The sequence below is a fragment of the Weissella sagaensis genome (genome assembly GCF_005405285.1).
Lineage (GTDB): Bacteria > Bacillota > Bacilli > Lactobacillales > Lactobacillaceae > Weissella > Weissella sagaensis.
In genome coordinates this window covers 22197-41403 of record NZ_BJDT01000006.1, presented here as the reverse complement: position 1 = coordinate 41403, position 19207 = coordinate 22197, and the positions used below count along the sequence as shown (strand labels likewise).

The window sequence follows — 19207 nt, the reverse complement described above, 5'->3', positions numbered from 1 at the left end:
ACCTAGAAACGACTAATCGTGTTACCATTCTATTTTTTTCAATTAATTACTCAAAAGAAACTCTAAACGTGCAAACAAGGAGCGATATGATGCTTTGTTTATACGTGTGTCTAATAACGAAGACCAACCCGTGTATTATTCATAGTCTTGCCATTTATAATACCCAATCACAGGCCATTTTCCATGTCAGCTTCATACTACATTGCACCAAATTGTAGCTCTCTAAGTTTCAGTCTAACATATACTTTCCTGATCACTTTGTTTAAAATCTATAATATTTATATTAGATGATTCTTATTTTTAAGTCAATAGTTTAATAATCGTTATTTCATATTTTCATTAACCGCCTTCAAAGCAACTGCACCAATGAAATTAATTGGTTGCGTAAAGTTTGGTTGGAAAAAGAAATCAGCCATTGCTAAATCATCAATCGTCATTTTATTTTGAATCGCTACTGACACCACATTTGCCGCTTGTGATGTATCATGTTTTGACATAAATGCAGCACCAACCACACGACGAGTTTTCTTTTCCCATGTTATTGATGATAATACGGATGTTGTTGATAACATAAAATCAGGTCGGTAATCTTCTTCATATGTTGTTTCAACAACATCTATATCACGAAATTGTGCTCCCATTTTATTCATACCAGTTGCTGACATTGCATAACCATATAACTCAACTGCCGATGTCGCTTGCGTACCATTATAAGCTAAGTTGTGCCCATTAATATTACGACCAATTAACATACCTTGCCGAATGGCATTTGTTGCTAACGGAATATAATCGTGTTTTTGTGTTGGATTATAAAAAATTGTCGTTGCATCTCCTGCCGCAAACACATCAGGCATACTAGTCTCCATATATTCATTAGTGACAATTGCGCCATTAGGCAACATGTCAATTTGATCCACAAATAAGTCAGTATTAGGTAAGAACCCAATTCCTAGTATGGCAATATCAGCTTCAAAGCTCCCCTTATTCGTCTTAACACGAATGCCACCCTCTGGTAGATCTTCAAAGCCAGTAACTCGTTGTGATAAAGCTAGGTTAACATTATTTTCAATAAATGCATCTGTGATGCGATCCGTAAATACTGGGCTAAAATTTTTCGGTAATACACGATCAGCTTCATCAATCAAAGTTACTTCTTTACCAGTAACGGAAAATTGTTCTGCTACCTCAGCACCAATATATCCAGCACCAATTACAATTGCCCGTGAAACATTGTTTGAAACTGCTTTGATACGTTGTGCGTCTTCCCACGATTTAATCATATAAATTTTCTCACTATCAATACCTGGAATATTTGGTACTAATGGCTTTGAACCTGTTGCGATAATAATTTTATCAAAACTTTCTGTTCCCATTTCTTCAGTAACAAGATTTTTAACACGTACTGTTTTGGTCACTAAATTAGCTTCAATAACTTCATGTTGCATTTTCATTGTAATGCCTTGTTCAGTCATCGATTCTGGCGTTTCATAAAACATTCGCTGTTCATCAGATACATGATTACCTAACCATAGTGCAATACCACATGATAAGAATGAAACAGTCGTTCCTTTTTCATAAACTGTTATTTCGGCGTCTGGATTTTGTTGTTTAATTTGTGTTGCTGAGAAAGTTCCTGCATGTGTACTACCAATTACTGCGATTTTAACCATTTTAGTTTTCCTCGTATACTCTCTAGTCGTAGATGCCATTTTAAAAAATACATTAAATTATTATTCACAATATTAAAAACGCTGAAACACCTAATTAATTAGGGTTTTTAAATAATTCAACAATTTAACATACTTATATTGTATAATATTTCACAATAATGTCAACAAAAATTCACAATTACAAAATAAAAAAGCCATAAAGACCTTTGCAGTCTTTATGGCTTTAAAACCTCATGAATTGTTCCGCCACGCCCTCACAATCATTACTGATCCGGTCATAGCGCCTAACGCCATGACAACTTGAGCGAATAACGACTTGTCTGCCATCACAGTTGTACTAATTGCAATCACAATTACAAGTACAATGATGTATATACAAGCATCTTCAATTTGTTCGGTTAACATTATATTATATATTTTCCTTACTTGAACCAGGCATCAACCTTTGATTGATTATCCTTAATCCAGTCATTTGCGGCTTCCGTGGCTGACTTACCATTTTGAATATCAAGCATGACCTTACCCATATCATCTTTGGTCCACTTAAATTTCTTAAGAACCTTATATGCATCCGGCTTGTCTTCTTTCAATCCCTTACGAGCCATCGTATTAAGCGTTTCAGCATCACCAAATGTCTTTTTTGGATCTGCCAAGTACTTCAAATCATACTTTTGGAACATCCAGTGAGGCTCCCAACCAGTAATCACGATGTCTTTCTTAGCTTTAATCGCCTTACCTAATGCAACAGCCATTGCACCAGATGATGATGGTGTTACTTGCCAACCTTTGCTATCCAAACCATAGTCTTTCATAGCTTTTTCAGCTGAACTTGTAACCCCAGCACCAGGTTCAATACCAGTAACCTTCTTACCGGCTTGATCTTGCAAATCAGCAATAGAGTTTACATCCATATACTTTGGTACAACTAGACCTGTTTTGGCACCCTTCAAATTAGGACCAACGAGATCAATGTCTGACTTGTACTTATTGTATTGTGCCTTATGAGTTAGTGGTAACCAAGCAGATACAGAAGCATCCGCTTGCCCATTTGCAATTGATTGCCACATAATTGAGTTATCCAACGGTGTTAATTCAACATCATAACCATGTTGTTTCATGGCTTGTGCTAATACGTTACTTGATGCAACTTCAGAATCCCATTGTACATAAACCAACTTAATTGATTCTTTTTGTGAATTAGCTGAAGTTACTGAGTTAACCACACCACCACCAATCATGGCTACGGCAACTACAATAGCTGTCCAACCCTTCCAGTGATGCTTTGGCTTGGCAGTTTCTAACTTTTCAGCAGGTGTGCGGTTAAGTTGTTGTGTGAAACGGTCAATAATAATGGCTAAAATAACCAAGGCAAGACCGTTAACGAAACCTTTACCAATATCAGCATTTTGTACAGCTGATAATACACCACGACCTAATCCAGGGGCACCAATCATTGAGGCAATAACAACCATTGACAATGCTAACATCAAAGTTTGATTAATACCTGAGAAGATAGTTCCCTTAGCCAAAGGTAATTCAACCTTAAACAATTTTTGTTTTCCAGTTGAACCAAATGAATCAGCTGCTTCCACCAAGTCATTAGGTACTTGACGAATACCTAAGTTTGACATGCGCACTGTTGGTGGCAATGAGAAGATAACAGAAGCAAACACACCTGGAACCACACCGATACCAAAGAAGGCAACGGCTGGGATCAAGTAAACAAAGGCTGGCATTGTTTGCATGAAATCTAGAATTGGTTGAATAATTTTATTTACAGTCTCATTCTTTGCCATCCAAATCCCCAATGGGACACCGATGATAACCGAAATTAAACTGGAAATAATAACTAACGTAAATGTATTCATTAAATCAGACCATAAGTTCTGATTTTCAACAATTAATAAACCAATAAATGTAAAGAGAGGAATTCCCCATTTTTTACCAAACATCAAAATGGCAAAAATCGTCATACCAATAATAAATAGCCATACTGGGATGGTCATTAAACCACCTGTCATGGTATTCATAACAGCATTTCCTGCACTTTGTAATGCATCGAATAAACCACCTAGATGATCTGTTAACCAATCAACACCACTATCAACCCAAGGTCCTAAAGGTAATTTAGGAAATAAATCCGCTAAAACAAACATACTATACCTCCTCCTTTGACTCTAATTGAGCTGTTTCGGATTCAGCTTGATCTGCAACAACACTTTTGGCTGCAGGTTCTTCACCGTGTTCTGCTAGTGCTTGCAGAACACGACCACGAATTAACGTTCCGCGTAAGCGACCATCTTCATCAACAACTGCTAATGGTGTTGGTGAATCATAAATTAATGGCATAATATCCATTACCAACATATCAGGCGATACAGTTGGTATATCAGTTGCCACGTCAATTAATGATAGGCCTTCTGTTCGAGCTCGAATAGCATCCTCACTCGTAATAAATCCTCTAAATTGACGCTTACGATCAACTGCAATTAGTCCGGATACCTCTTCTGTACGCATCTTCTTCAAAGCAACGTTAGGACCATCAACTTCAATATTTGTAAAGAATGGTGGAATCATAATGTTTTCAGCAGTTAACACCTTTGAACGATCAACGTCTTCAACGAAGGCACGAACATAATCATTAGCTGGTTGTGTAACGATTTCTTCACCAGTTCCAACTTGGACAACTTCCCCGTCCTTCATAATAGCGATACGATCACCAATACGTAATGCTTCATTCAAATCGTGAGAAATAAAGATAATGGTCTTTTTATACTGTTCTTGCAAATCCAACAGTTCATCCTGCATATCACGACGAATTAATGGGTCAAGTGCTGAGAACGCCTCATCCATTAGTAAAATTTCAGGGTCATTCGCTAACGCACGAGCAAGACCAACACGTTGTTGCATACCACCAGATAATTGATTAGGATATTGATCCTTAAATGCTAATAGGTTAGCATTATCCAATGCTTTTTCGGCCTTTTCACGACGCTCTGCTTTGGCAACACCTTGGACTTCCAATCCGTACTCAGTATTTTGCAAAATCGTACGGTGAGGGAAAAGTCCGAAGCTTTGGAATACCATACTCATCTTCTTACGACGAACTTCAAGTAGCTTTTCCTTATTAAGTTTAGATACATCATCATCATCAATGTAAATGTGACCTGAGGTAGGCTCAATCAATCGATTTAACAACCGAATTAAAGTTGACTTACCAGAACCAGAAAGTCCCATGATAACGAATATTTCACCTTCTTCAACGGCTAAGTTAGCATCATACACACCAACTGTTGCACCCGTTTTCTTTAAGATATCAGTTTTTGATTCGTGTTGCTCAACCATTTGTAAAGCTGGCTTTACACGTTTTCCGAAAATCTTAGTCAGGTGTTCAATTTTTACCTTTGACATACATTTTCTCCTCCTACTTGTTCGAAAGTTTTTATGCTTTCGCTAAGTGACAATTCTATTGTAAACATAAAGTTGTCACTTCGGTCAAATAAAAACTACTATACCAATCGTCTATAATTAGTTTAAAGGCCAAATAAAAAGCTTACATTCATACAGTACCAATTTATTTTAAAAATACTTTAAACAGCACATAAGCACTAATCTATGGTATCCTTAAAATTATATGGCTGATTTTAGGAGGACGTTATGACAGCAATTAAACAACCCCGATACCGTATTATCGCACTAAGGATTGCTGAACAAATTAGCAGTGGGCAATTACAAGTGGGCACTAAAATTCATGCCCGTTCAACATTGGCCACTAATTTTGGTGTTTCATCAGAGACAGCACGCCGTGCTATCAGTATCTTAGAAGACTTAGACATTGTGGAAACACGCCATGGTAGTGGTGCTATCATTATTTCACGTGAAAAAGCACAAGAATTCGTTAATTCTGAAAGTGATGCGCAAGATTTACAGAATATGCAAACAGCATTAACCAATCAAATTGCAGAACAACAAGTTGGCCTGGTTAAACTCACGCAATCACTGAACGCATTTATTGAGCAAACACAGTACTATAAGCAACACAATCCGTTTACCCCTTATGAATTAAAACTAGTGAATGACTCACCTATATTTGATCAAACCATTAGTGATTTAAACTTCTGGCATCGAACAGGTACAACACTAGTTGGCATTCTTCATGAAAATCATCTAACACTTTCACCTGGACCATATGCAAAAATTTATCAAAATGATACGCTATATTTTGTTGGTGATGAACTTAGTTTCCAAAATGTTTACAATTTATTTTATGAATAATTGTTTAATTATATCAAACAAGTCCTTCCAGTATTTATTTTATCATATGATCATCATTAAACTCGGTTTTAAGACTTTAAACCAAAAAATTGCTGAACAATAACCCAATGAGGTAATTGTTCAGCAATTTTTTTATCCTTCAAATACCGTTGTCAACGGTGGTACAACTTGCTTCTTACGTGATACTACACCAGGTAATGAAGCACGCCCATCTTCTAATGTCACACCAAATGCTGCAGCAATCTTATCTTGATTATCACCCAACACCAAAATATCTGAGTCTGAATCCAAAATATTTGTTACAACGAAGACAAAAGTATCATAGTTTTCACTTGATAGTTCATCTGATATTGCAGCCACAATTTCATCGCGACGAGCAAATACATCGTTAACATCCACTGTATTCACTTGCCCAATACGCAATGTTTGACCACCTAATTCAAATGACTTAGCGTCCCCATCAATTAATTCTTTAGCCGTCTTAGTTGATAGATCCGTTCCAGCTTTTAACATTTCTAATCCATAAGCCTCATAATCAGCCAAACCAGCAATTTTTGCTAACCCTTCTAATGCTGGCTTATCCATTGATGTCGTCGTTGGGCTCTTTAGCAAAAGTGTATCTGAAATAATAGCTGATAACATCATACCAGCTATTGCAGCAGGAATCTCAATACCAGCAGTTTGATATTCATAATATAAAACGGTTGCAACCGAACCCAATGGCTTATTAGTAAACCATAATGGTGCAGCAGAAGTAAAGTTAATTTTGTGGTGATCATAAACACCTGCAACCGTCACATCAGCCAAGTTGGCAACCGATTGACTCGCTTCATTATGATCAACTAGAACAACCTCTTTTGTATCCGCATTTTCAATGACGCGTGGTGCTTCAACTTTAAAGTAACTTAGTGCGTATTCAGTTTCAGCATTAGGTGTTCCTAATGCAACTGCTTCCGTATCCAATTTGTACGCTTTATTCAAGAAATATGATGCAGAAATTGCAGATGCAATTGTATCTGTATCAGGATTTTGGTGTCCAAAAACCAATGTCTTAGCCATCAGATAATTCTCCAATTCATTATTTTTTATCATGTTAATCATACACCATTTTTTACGTTTTGAACCATAGAAATGTATTAATATACCTTCGTAACATCATATAACTGCATCGCCACAGGTTGACCAGCAGTCGATATATCAATAATAAAACTACCGTTGCTATATCGTTGACTTAAATTATGGTCAGTTGGTATCACATCAAACTGCTTGCCACGGGTTGTATAAATCGATAATGGTTTTGGTGAATGTTGATCAACTACTTGCGTTGCAATAATTTCATGTGAATCTTTTTTCAATTCACGCATCATTAGTACGCCCTTACGAGCGCGACTTGTAACTGGTATTTCAGTAACTGCCATCCACTTAAAGGCACCGCGATGCGTAATCACTGCTAATGCTTGGTCGTCCGTTACAGATGCCATGCTAATAATTTCATCACCATTCGCCAAGTTCATAGACTTAACACCAGTTGTTCGATTACCAGATAATGGTACTTCTGCTAAATCGTAACGTAATCCCATTGCCTTACGAGATACCAAAACCACTGTACGGTTAGCATTATCACCCAATTGCAATTTTTCTAACCCGATAATAGTTGCTGAACTCACTTTTAATTTCATAAAAATCATACTACGTTTTTTATAAGTACTACGTGGTATAAGATCGGCAAATTTAAATTGTTTGATATAACCATCACTCGTTGCCGTTAACCAAGTACCAACCAACTTATCAATATCGGACACAACTTCAACATGGATAACTTCTTCATCAGGTAAGTACCCATTAATTGATTGTGATAAATGTTCACCGGCTTCTTTCCATTTAAATTCTGGTAATTCATGGATTGGCCGATAAATAACATGGCCCTTATTTGTAAACATAAAAATATGTTGTAACGTATTAACATGATCAACAAAAACAGTACTGTCATCCTCACGTAACCCATTATCATCCCCAGATGCTTTATGTGAACGTAGTGATGATCGTTTAACATAACCCATTTTTGATACTAATACTGCAACATCTTCGTCCGCAACCGTTACCGTTGCATCATATTTTAGTTCTTGCACATCAGCCTGAATTTCCGTCAAACGCGGTGTACTATAATTTTTCTTAATTAGTTTCAATTCTTGACGCAATTCCTGACGCAAAACCTTAGGATCAGAAAGAATAGCATTAAAATGTTCAATCTTCTTTGATAATTCTTCAAATTCAGCTTGTAGTTGTGTGACATCAGTATTCGTCAAACGATACAATTGCAGTGTCACGATAGCTTCTGCTTGGGCTAACGTAAAATCAAATTGATCAACCAAATTTTGTTTAGCATCTTTGCGATCCTTTGACCCGCGAATTGTCGTAATCACCTCGTCCAAAATTGAAAGTGCTTTAATTAATCCAGTAACAATATGTTGACGTTCTTGTGCTTTGCGTAAATCATAGCTCGTCCGTTTTGTAATAATATCAACTTGATGATCCAAAAATGCTTCAAGAGCTGTCTTTAAACCAACCCGTTCTGGTCTAAGATTATGAATTGCAACCATATTAAAATTATACGTAACTTGCAAATCAGTCTTTTTTAACAAATAAGCTAGAATGCCGTTTACGTTTGCATCTTTGCTTAATTCAATAGCAATTGATAATCCATCACGATCAGACTCATCACGTACTTCAACGATTCCTGCCACGTCCTTATTCAATCGGATTTCATCAATCTTTTTAACTAGGCTCGCTTTATTTACTTCATAAGGAATTTCACTAACCTGAATTTGTGACTTACCACCCTTTAGCTTAAGGATTTCAGTTTTTGAACGAACGACAATTCGACCACGACCATTTTTGTAAGCCGCCTTAATACCATCAACACCTTGAATAATACCACCCGTTGGAAAGTCTGGACCTTTTACGAAGCCCATCAAATCATCTAGACTGGCTTTAGGGTGTGCTAGTAAATAAATTAAAGCATCAATAACTTCGCCTAAATTATGTGGTGGAATATCGGTTGCATATCCCGCTGAAATACCAGTAGCCCCATTCACTAACAAATTAGGAAAATGAGCTGGCAATACTGTAGGCTCATACTCCGTATCATCAAAGTTAAGAACCATATCAACAGTTTCTTTATCAAGATCTCGTAACATCTCACCTGCTAGCTTTGATAAGCGGGCTTCAGTATAACGCATCGCAGCAGCAGGATCGTTATCAATCGATCCATTATTACCATGCATTTCAATTAATGGTGCACGTAATTTCCAGTCTTGCGACATACGCACCAGCGCTTCGTAAATTGATGAATCACCATGTGGGTGAAAATTACCCATCACATTTCCAACTGATTTAGCCGACTTACGAAATTGCTTATCATACGTATTACCATCTTTATTCATGGCGTACAAAATACGCCGTTGTACTGGCTTTAAACCATCACGAATGTCAGGTAATGCACGTTCTTGAATAATATATTTTGAGTATCGTCCGAAACGATCACCCATTACCGCTTCAAGGCTTAATTCTTGAATATTTCCAGATTCTGCCATTCAACTTTACTCCTTTTTGTCTTGCCAACTTTCAATAATTGGCGCCACAAATTCTTGACTTTGGGCATTTAATTCTTCAGATTGTTCCGCTTCATCAAGTAAGGTATCACCTTCCTCAACTAGGTTAAAAGCAACGTTACTTTCAATCCACTTACGACGTGGTTCAACCTTATCACCCATCAAAGTTGTAACACGCTTTTCAGCTAACATTGCATCATCGATTTTGACACGGATAAGTGTCCGCTGACTTGGATCCATTGTAGTTGCCCAAAGTTGTTCAGCGTTCATTTCACCTAGTCCCTTGAAGCGTTGCAAAGTATAACCGCGACCAATTTCTTGTTCAGCTGATGATAATTGTGCATCAGTCCAAGCGTACGCAACTTGTTGCTGCTTGCCTTTACCTCGACGCAACATGTATAACGGTGGTAAAGCAATATAAATCTTGCCAGCATCAATCAATGGGCGCATATACTTATAAAAGAATGTCAACAACAACGTTTGAATATGTGCCCCATCATCATCTGCATCAGTCATAATAATAATTTTATCGTAATGTGAATCAGCAACATTAAATTCAGGACCAACACCAGCACCAATCGTATAAATAATCGTTGCAATTTCTTCGTTTTTCATGATGTCAGCTAATTTTGCTTTTTCAGTATTCAAAACTTTACCACGTAAAGGTAAAATTGCTTGGAATTTACGGTTACGACCTTGCTTAGCAGAACCACCCGCAGAATCCCCCTCAACTAAGAACAATTCATTTTGACTAGCATTTTTTGACTGTGCAGGTGTTAATTTACCAGAGAGCAGCCGATCAGCCTTTCCCTTTTTCTTCCCCGTCCGCGCTTCATCACGGGCCTTACGGGCGGCTTCACGAGCTTCTCTAGCTCTTAGCGACTTTCGGATAAGATTTTGTGAGAATTCCCCATTCTCCATTAAATAAAAACCCAATTGTTCTGTGATGATATTGTCAACAATCGTGCGTGCTTCCGGTGTTCCCAGCTTTTCTTTTGTCTGTCCCTCAAATTGTAAGATATTTTCAGGAATTCTTAATGAAATAACTGCCGACAGTCCTTCTCGAACATCCGAACCTTCTAAATTCTTATCTTTATCTTTTAAAAGATTAACTTTACGGGCATACTCATTAAATGCCTTTGTCCAAGCTGCACGTAATCCAGCCTCATGAGTACCACCATCAGGCGTTCGTACATTATTAACAAACGACATCATTGTTTCTGAAAAGCCATCATTATATTGTGCCGCTACTTCAACTTCAACACCTTGCGCTGTACCATCAAAATACATGGTATCACCCAGCGTGTCTTTATCTTCGTTTAAATAAGATACAAATGCCTTAATGCCTTCAGAGTAGTGGTAAACTTCACTTTGCTCCTGACCTGGTCTCTCATCAGTTAACGTAATTTTAACATCACGTAACAAGAATGCTGATTCGCGTAACCGCTCGGCTAAAGTATTAAAATTATAAATTGTTGTTGAAAAAATTGTAGGATCTGGTTTGAACGTTACTGTTGTTCCAGACTTTTCTTTTGTTTTACCTATCTTTTTAAGTGTCCCATCTGGGTGACCACCATTAATAAAGTGTTCTTGGTACTTAGCACCATCACGTACAATTGTAACCATTAAATCACTTGATAATGCATTAACAACTGAAGAGCCCACACCATGCAGTCCCCCGGACGTTTTATAACCACCTTGACCAAACTTACCACCAGCATGTAAAACAGTCAGTATGACTTCCGGAGTCGGTTTTCCGGAAGCGTGCATGCCAACCGGCATACCACGTCCATGATCAACAACCGTAATGGCATTATTTTCATGAATCGTAACATTAATCTCATCACCATACCCAGCTAATGCCTCATCAACTGCGTTATCAAAGATTTCATACACTAGATGGTGCAGACCTTTACCATCTGTCGAACCAATATACATCCCCGGTCGTTTTCGAACAGCTTCAAGCCCTTCTAAAACTGTAATGGAATCATCCGAATAATCATTTTTCTTTACCATGGATGTTTTCCTTTCATTTATGTTACTTGCGTTTTAACGCGTTTCAAATTTCATAATATCTCAAAACTAACCTTTGACGCAACACTATTAAAAAAATTTAAAGTTCCAAGGTTGAGAAACATGCTAAAATAGATAAGGTTTTGTGATAGATTATAAACATACAAGTATTAAAAAACATATAAGGAGCTATCGTTGTGACGATTTTTCATTTTATCATTAGTTTTGGGTTAGCCTATTTATTAGGGTCTATTCCTTCAGGATATTGGATTGGTAAAATTTTTTTCAAAAAAGATATTTTACAATTAGGATCTGGTAACATTGGCACTACTAATACTTTTCGTACTTTAGGTGTCATACCTGGCACAATGGTTTTAATTATTGATTTATGCAAAGGTATTTTAGGTGCTTCAATGGCAACTATTTGGGGTTCTACGCCACATTGGGCATATATGGTTGTTGGCTTAGGCGCTATTTTAGGTCATACTTTTTCATTTTGGATTGGTTTTAAAGGTGGTAAGGCAGTAGCAACATCAGTAGGTGTCCTCTTATTATACAGCCCATCAATGTTTGCTGCCGCTGTTATTACGTTTTTATTGTCTATTCTATTAACAAGTATGGTATCTATCGGGTCAATGCTTGGTTTTACCATTGTTACGGTACTATCTGCATTTTGGTTAAATGATTGGTTATTAACAACCATTGCTTTTATATTAACCATTTTCGTATTTTATCGTCACCGTGGTAATATTAATCGTATTTTGCACGGTACTGAATCAAAAGTTCCTTTTGGCTTCGGTTATTGGTTTTCAAAAAAATAATATATAAAAACTCTCCCATATAATATGGGAGAGTTTTTTTCCAATAATATTTTTACCATCATCTAATCAAACAATAGCAATGTCCTTTTTGCGCTAAAAGAATGACAATGAGTATGAACCGGTAAATGTTTGAGCCGGTGCCAATTCATTAATACCATATTTATGATTAATGATACCATCAGCATCCACCGTGTCTGCAACACCCCACCATGGTTCTAAACAAACAAAAGGCGCCTCTTTACCATAAGGTGTCCAAATCCCTACGTATTGTGCATCTTGAATGTGCATCGTCACCCCATTTGATTCTCCTAATCTAGCTAAAACAACAGATACAGGATTACCATCTAAGCGTAAAATAATCGCATCATTTTTATAATCATCACGACGTAATCTTAATGGAATTGATGAATTAAAAGTTGTATCTAAATTGTTATCTAGGTATGGGCCAACCAATTTCGAACGATTGTAAATACGATTAGGCTCAACATTGACATAGTAGTCTGTAAATTTTTCATTTTCTGCTAACGGCACTCTAAATCCTGGATGACCACCAACAGAAAAGTAAATTTCATGTGAATCCGTATTAGTTACCACATAAGTCACACCTAAAGTATCTTGATCAGTTAAACGATAAATAACATCAAATTGAAAATGAAATGGATAAATCGAATGTGTCTCTTCCGTATCAACCAATCGCAAGCGCGCATAAGTTGCTGTTTTTTCTACTAAATCAAACTCATTATCTCGAGCAAACCCATGTTGCGTCATAAAATAAGTCTTATCTCGATATTTGTAACGATCCCCTTTAAGACGACCAACAATTGGAAATAAGTTAGGCGCATGTCTTCCCCAAAAATTAGGATCTGCCGTCCACATATACTCTAATCCAGATTCCCGATTCGTAACACTAGTTAATTCTGCCCCTAACTCAGAAATAATAACACTAATGTTTTCATTTTCTAATTTTACTGACATAAGCCCCTCCAAAGTTTCAATAACGTTATATTAATAATACCAAACAAAATTGGTCTTTACCAATTTTATCATTGTAAAATTACTCTGAAGCTCTAGGAAAAAAATTACGATAACTTTGCTGTAACGCATCAGTTGTGACATGGGTATATATCTGCGTTGTACTTAAACTACTATGTCCCAGTAATTGTTGTACCGTCCTTAAGTCAGCCTGATTGTTTAACAAGTCAGTTGCGAATGTGTGACGAAACATGTGAGCAGTAACATCTTGTGTTAAACCAGCCTTTTTACCAATCTGCTTTAAGATATACTCCACACCAGCGGTTGTCAAAGGGTTCCCCCGTTGATTCAAAAATAAATAGTCATTTGGTAATTTTTGTTTTTGGGCCAATAAAGGTCGACTTGCTGTTAGGTACTGTTCTAGAGCGTCTAATGCATAATGACCAAAAGGCACAATTCGCATCTTATTCCCTTTTCCGGTAATTGTGACTACTTGGGCACGTTGATCAACAGACTGGCGAGTCATATTGACAATTTCTGAAACACGGGCACCAGTTCCATACAACATTTCCAGCAACAACCAATTACGAATACCTAGAATGGAGTGGTCAGCGAGCACAACATCAAACATACTATTTAATTCTTTTTGATAAAAATAACGTGGTAAATGTTTACCAAATTTTTGGAGAGTAATTCCCACAAATGGATTATCATTCACTAATTCATTATTAATTAAAAAGCGATAAAAACTCCGTAACGAACTTACTTTACGAGCAATCGTTCTGGCGTCATCACCTTTTTCATAAAGTTCAGATAAAAACACCCGGACATCAAACGTTGTAATTTTATTTAAGTCAATTTCTTGATTAGTTTGCGTTTTAGCCAAAAAACTCAAGAATTCTGTCATATCACTCTTATAAGCCTTTTGTGTTTCAACAGAATACTGTCTTTCAATACGTAAATAATCTAAAAAAAGTTGTTTAACATTTTCCGTGTCTTTTACATCCATTATTGTCTCCTTTAATCAGAAGATTCAACTGTATTTACCTGGTCCTCTTTGTTTGTTTGCTCTGCGTTATCTTCCTTAGGTGTTGTACCATCAGGTAATGTTTTTTCATTTGGCTTATCCCAAGAAACAAAATCACATTCAGGATAACGTGAACAACCATAAAATGTACGACCACGCTTAGTTTTACGTTCAACAATTTGGCCAGTTTTACACTTAGGGCATAGCAATCCAATTTCTTCCACAATTGTTTGTGTATTCCGACAATCCGGGAAACGTGAACAAGCATGGAATTTACCATAGCGTCCTAGTTTTGTTAACATTGGAGCACCACAAATTTCGCAATCATAGCCAGCTAATTCATCCTTTAGAACTACCTTCTCCATTTCTTTTTCAGCTACTTCTAATTCTTTAGAAAATGGCGTAAAGAAATCATCAACAACTTTTACCCAATCTTTTTTACCAGATTCAACATTATCCAAATCTGTTTCAACCTGGGCAGTAAACTTTATATTCGTCACATCAGGGAAAAATTCTTGTACAGTATTTTGAACTAATTCACCTAGTTCAGTTGGGACAAATTTTTTTGTATCTAATCGTACATAAGCTCTACGTTGAATAGTTTCAATTGTTGCTGCATACGTTGAAGGACGGCCCACACCATTCTCTTCTAAAGCTCTGACTAATGTTGCTTCAGTATAACGAGCAGGTGGTTGTGTGAAATGCTGTTCAGGTGACATTGTGACCATGTCCAATACATCACCTATCTCAAGTGCTGGTAACTTATTATCTTTACTCTTAGCAGCAGGATATGCCTTTGTAAAACCTGCAAACTTTGTCTGTGAACCATTCGCTTTAAAAGTAACACCATTTTGTTCAATTGTAACTGCCATTGTTTCCAACACTTCTGGTGTCATTTGACTAGCCACAAAACGGGACCAAATTAGTTGATATAATTTAAACTGATCATTTGTTAATTTATCCTTCACTGATGCTGGTGTTCTAAAAACTGAAGTTGGCCGAATTGCTTCGTGCGCGTCCTGAGATCCTTCTTGTTTTTTGCCTTGTACAGGCTTGGCCGCCACAAATTTTTCACCGTACTCATCATTAATGAATGTGGTTGCTTCTGATTTTGCAGTTTCTGATAAACGAGTTGAATCTGTACGCATATATGTAATTAATCCAACCGTGCCGTTTTTACCACCTAAATTAATTCCTTCATATAGTTGTTGTGCGGCCATCATTGTTTTACGTGTTTTAAAATTTAATTGCGTATTAGCTGTTTGTTGCATCGTTGATGTTGTAAACGGTGGTTGCGGATTTCGTTTACGCTCCTTAGTCACCAAATTGACAACATCAAATGGTTTCGTTTTATCAATTTTCTTTAAAACATCCTGGACAGCATCATTATCAGGCAACGTCATTTTTTTATTATCAAGGCCATAGAACGTCGATTTAAATTTAGTGCGTCCTTTTTTAAACATAGTGTCTAATGACCAGTACTCGTCTGGTTCAAAACTTTGAATTTCCTGTTCGCGTTTAATTACTAATCCTAATGCAATTGACTGTACACGACCTGCTGACAATCCTTTTTTAACTTTCTTCCATAATATAGGTGACAACGAATAACCAACCAGTCTATCTAAAATACGACGAGCTTGTTGTGCGTCCACTAAATCCATATCAATTTGTCGCGGATGTTTAAATGCATCTTTAACGGCATCTTTGGTAATCTCATTAAAAACGACGCGATTATCACTATCTTCCAAATTTAAATCTAAAATGTGCGCTAAATGCCACGCAATGGCTTCGCCTTCACGGTCCGGGTCGGAAGCCAAATACACATGTTTAGATGCCTTTGCATCCTTTTTCAAGGATTTAATGACATCCCCTTTACCTCGAATGTTAATATACTTTGGTTGATAATCATTTTCAATATCTACTCCCATCGTTGATTTTGGTAAATCCCGAATATGACCAATACTTGCAACAACTTTATAACTTTTACCTAAGTATTTTTCAATTGTTTTCGCTTTAGATGGTGATTCAACAATAACTAAATTTTTTTTAACTTTCGCTTTACTTTTCGCACGAGTTTTCGTTTTAGTTGTCGTTTTCTTCACCGCACGCGCCTTTTTTTCTTTAACAGCAGTTTGTGAAACCATTTGCGTGCACCTCTTTTCTTATAATTTATTTTTATTTTAATTAGTCTTTATACCTAACAATATTGTACTATACACTATCAACCTGAGATTTGCCAAATGCTCGTTGCTTAAAATCTAACCTAATTAATAAAAATTTTTAAATTCTAATACAATTTGTTGTGGAACTAAAATAGGCGTAGCACCAGCTAAAATTAATGCATTAGTGCCTTTAGAGGTTTGCTCATCAATTCGACCTGGTACAGCCATTACGGTTCTGTTCTGGTCCAAAGCTTGCATCGCTGTTATCAAAGAACCTGAACGTTTTTTAGCTTCAATCACGATACAAACATGGCTTAAACCTGCAATAATACGATTACGCTCAGGAAAATTTTTTCGGTTAGGTCCCTGCCATGGCAAATATTCAGATAATAACAATCCGTTAACAGCAACTTTTTCTTGTAACAAATCATCACGTTTTGGATAGGTACAACCAAGGCCTGTTCCAATAATACCGATTGTTTTGCCACCTGCAGCTAATGTCGTACGATGCGTTAATTCATCAATACCTAACGCTAACCCCGAGACAGTTATTAACCCTGATTTTACCAGATAAGGTATCCATGCACGTAATATTTTTTTACCGTAGTTTGTTGCTTGACGAGCACCAACAATTGCAACCAACGGCTGTTGTAATAGTTCTAAATCACCTTGATAAAATAAACAGATAGGTGCGTCTATACAATACAATAAATATTTTGGATACTGACTGTCGCATATTGCAATAAAAGGACATTGTTTAATCGATTGAAATTGTCTTTGCCAAACCTTTTTCCGATACCAATCATAAATATATTGCTTTTTTTCTTGATTAAGACGGCTCAATTGTAAAACTAATTTGATATTAATGTTAGTCAGTTTATTTTTATCCATATATTGCCAGATACGATAACGTCCTTTAATAGTCAAACATGGTACTAACATTAACCACAATAAAAAATCACGTTGTTTCATCTAACATCCTCCTACTATAAAAGAGACGTGTGACAACGTGATTTGTGTACTATTTCAAATGCTTTTTAACTGGTGAAAAAGTTTTTCGATGAATAGGTGTTACCCCTAATTTTGCTAAACCAGCTAGATGTTCAGCAGTTCCATACCCTGCATTATGTTCAAACCCATAGCCAGGATACTGCACAGCAAATTCCTTCATTAATGCGTCGCGATAATTTTTAGCTAAAATAGAAGCTGCCCCAATAGAAATACTCCGGTCATCACCCTTAATTAACTTTTCTTGTGGTAATGGTAAGTCAACAGTCATCGCATCAATTAACAAACCATCTATAGGTACATGTAAAGCTTCAATCGCTTGACGCATAGCAATTCGTGAAGCTTCATAGATGTTTAAGGAATCAATTTGTTCTGCATCAACAATACCAAATGCAAAATCAACAACCTTTTCTCGTAATTCTTGATCTAATTTCAAACGTGTTTTTTCAGTTAATTGTTTAGAATCATGCACAATCGTCATATCAAATGATTCATCAATAACAACTGCAGCAGCAACAACGGGGCCAGCTAATGGACCTCGACCAACTTCATCAACACCGGCTAAATGAGCGCCTTGCTGCCAAGCTTGTTTTTCAAATATTAAGCGTTTTTCAAATGCTTGCTGTTGATGCTGTTTTTTTTCTTGTTGTTTATCATATTGCATTAACAACTTTTGCACACCAATCCGCTGGTCTTGTCGCCAACGTACCAACTCATCTGCAGTCGGTTTACTATTTAATAGTTTTTTTATTGAACCAATTGTTTCTTTATTATGACTCATCAACTACTTCACCAATATTATCGCTAGGTAATTCAAGGGTATAACGACCTAATTTGCCTCGTCTCAAATCAAGTAACATCCGTTCAGCCGCACGATTGTAATCATCTTTAAATCCCAGTTTTTGTGTAATGGTTAATAACACATCGACATCTGATTGCGTTTCCCAAATGTCTTTATTTAAATGATACCGTGTCGTAATCGCTTCTGGGTTATATTCCCTAAAGAATTTTAAAACAGCTAGTGCAATATCATCCAAATTAATTAATTGATCTTTGATAGCTCCAGTCATCGCTAAATGTTGCCCAACTCTTTGATCAACAAACTTAGGCCATAATACTCCTGGCGTATCTAACAATTCTAAATTAGTTGGCGTTTTTAACCATTGTAATTTTTTAGTAACCCCTGGGCGATCCCCCGTAATAGCAACGTTTTTTGTTACCAAATGATTTAATAGTGTCGACTTTCCAACATTAGGAATACCCGCTACTAAGGCACGAATTGCCTTATCTTGCACACCCTTTTCTGCTAAATTGGCCCATTTATCTGCCAAAACTAAGCGCGCTGCTTTGGTGATTATTTGCGGTGTTTTATGGCCACGAGTATCTAAAGACACAACTGATAGCCCTTGTGATTCAAAATAAGCACGCCAAATGCTTGTTCTTTCTGGATCAGCCAAATCTGTTTTAGTCATTACAATTAATCGTGGCTTATCACCTAAGACTTCATCTAATTCTGGATTTCGTGATGATAATGGGATTCGGGCATCTACTAACTCAAACACAATATCCACGTGCTTTAAATTTTCGCGCATCAATCGAAAAGCTTTCGCCATGTGTCCTGGAAACCATTGTATAATTTGAGACATAT

At 36.7% G+C, this 19207-nt stretch carries 15 protein-coding genes and 1 other annotated feature; of the genes, 2 read left to right on the top strand and 13 right to left on the bottom strand.

Going from position 1 to position 19207, the window contains the following annotated elements:
• Nucleotide 1: 1 nt before the first annotated feature.
• Nucleotides 2-266, bottom strand: a binding site (T-box leader).
• Nucleotides 267-323: 57 nt separating this feature from the next.
• The 4 genes from FFM55_RS06900 to FFM55_RS06885 all read right to left on the bottom strand — a co-directional run bounded on the left by FFM55_RS06900 (nt 324) and on the right by FFM55_RS06885 (nt 5081).
• Nucleotides 324-1670, bottom strand: a complete 1347-nt coding sequence (locus FFM55_RS06900) for an FAD-dependent oxidoreductase (RefSeq protein WP_042492520.1) — start codon at nt 1668-1670, stop codon at nt 324-326.
• A 231-nt stretch (nt 1671-1901) separates the two neighbouring features.
• Entirely contained in the window at nt 1902-2075 is a 174-nt protein-coding gene (locus FFM55_RS06895) for a hypothetical protein (RefSeq protein ID WP_228179876.1), read from the bottom strand.
• 17 nt (nt 2076-2092) lie between these two features.
• On the bottom strand, nt 2093-3826 hold the full coding sequence (locus tag FFM55_RS06890) for an ABC transporter permease/substrate binding protein (protein WP_137600766.1): 1734 nt from the start codon (nt 3824-3826) through the stop codon (nt 2093-2095).
• Nucleotide 3827: 1 nt separating this feature from the next.
• Nucleotides 3828-5081, bottom strand: a complete 1254-nt coding sequence (locus FFM55_RS06885) for a quaternary amine ABC transporter ATP-binding protein (RefSeq protein ID WP_042492514.1) — start codon at nt 5079-5081, stop codon at nt 3828-3830.
• A gap of 246 nt (nt 5082-5327) precedes the next feature.
• On the opposite strand from FFM55_RS06885, the gene FFM55_RS06880 reads away from it, so the two are divergent.
• Entirely contained in the window at nt 5328-5945 is a 618-nt protein-coding gene (locus FFM55_RS06880) for a GntR family transcriptional regulator (RefSeq protein ID WP_042492512.1), read from the top strand.
• A gap of 132 nt (nt 5946-6077) precedes the next feature.
• Here FFM55_RS06880 and FFM55_RS06875 read toward each other — a convergent pair whose 3' ends face one another.
• The 3 genes from FFM55_RS06875 to parE form a co-directional block, all read right to left on the bottom strand.
• On the bottom strand, nt 6078-7004 hold the full coding sequence (locus FFM55_RS06875; RefSeq protein ID WP_042492510.1) for a manganese-dependent inorganic pyrophosphatase: 927 nt from the start codon (nt 7002-7004) through the stop codon (nt 6078-6080).
• A gap of 77 nt (nt 7005-7081) precedes the next feature.
• A complete protein-coding gene (gene parC / locus FFM55_RS06870; RefSeq protein ID WP_137600765.1) occupies nt 7082-9538 on the bottom strand; it encodes a DNA topoisomerase IV subunit A in 2457 nt (818 codons plus the stop codon).
• Nucleotides 9539-9544: 6 nt separating this feature from the next.
• Nucleotides 9545-11572, bottom strand: a complete 2028-nt coding sequence (parE, locus tag FFM55_RS06865; protein ID WP_042492504.1) for a DNA topoisomerase IV subunit B — start codon at nt 11570-11572, stop codon at nt 9545-9547.
• 194 nt (nt 11573-11766) lie between these two features.
• Between parE and plsY the strand changes: the two genes are divergently transcribed.
• Nucleotides 11767-12390, top strand: a complete 624-nt coding sequence (gene plsY / locus FFM55_RS06860; RefSeq protein WP_042492501.1) for a glycerol-3-phosphate 1-O-acyltransferase PlsY — start codon at nt 11767-11769, stop codon at nt 12388-12390.
• Nucleotides 12391-12483: 93 nt separating this feature from the next.
• Here the strand turns inward: plsY and FFM55_RS06855 are convergent, their stop codons facing one another.
• The 6 genes from FFM55_RS06855 to ylqF form a co-directional block, all read right to left on the bottom strand.
• Nucleotides 12484-13365 carry an aldose 1-epimerase family protein gene (locus tag FFM55_RS06855; RefSeq protein ID WP_042492500.1) on the bottom strand — a complete coding sequence of 294 codons (882 nt, stop codon included), beginning with the start codon at nt 13363-13365 and terminating at the stop codon, nt 12484-12486.
• A 79-nt stretch (nt 13366-13444) separates the two neighbouring features.
• On the bottom strand, nt 13445-14371 hold the full coding sequence (gene xerC / locus FFM55_RS06850; protein ID WP_042492498.1) for a tyrosine recombinase XerC: 927 nt from the start codon (nt 14369-14371) through the stop codon (nt 13445-13447).
• 11 nt (nt 14372-14382) lie between these two features.
• Nucleotides 14383-16533, bottom strand: a complete 2151-nt coding sequence (gene topA, locus FFM55_RS06845; protein WP_042492497.1) for a type I DNA topoisomerase — start codon at nt 16531-16533, stop codon at nt 14383-14385.
• A 123-nt stretch (nt 16534-16656) separates the two neighbouring features.
• On the bottom strand, nt 16657-17523 hold the full coding sequence (gene dprA / locus FFM55_RS06840; RefSeq protein WP_042492495.1) for a DNA-processing protein DprA: 867 nt from the start codon (nt 17521-17523) through the stop codon (nt 16657-16659).
• Nucleotides 17524-17572: 49 nt separating this feature from the next.
• Nucleotides 17573-18340: a ribonuclease HII gene (gene rnhB, locus FFM55_RS06835; RefSeq protein ID WP_042492492.1), complete on the bottom strand. Its 768-nt coding sequence runs from the start codon at nt 18338-18340 to the stop codon at nt 17573-17575.
• Entirely contained in the window at nt 18330-19205 is an 876-nt protein-coding gene (gene ylqF / locus FFM55_RS06830) for a ribosome biogenesis GTPase YlqF (protein ID WP_042492490.1), read from the bottom strand. The genes rnhB and ylqF overlap by 11 nt, the downstream gene beginning before the upstream one ends.
• Between the last annotated feature and the right edge of the window lie 2 nt (nt 19206-19207).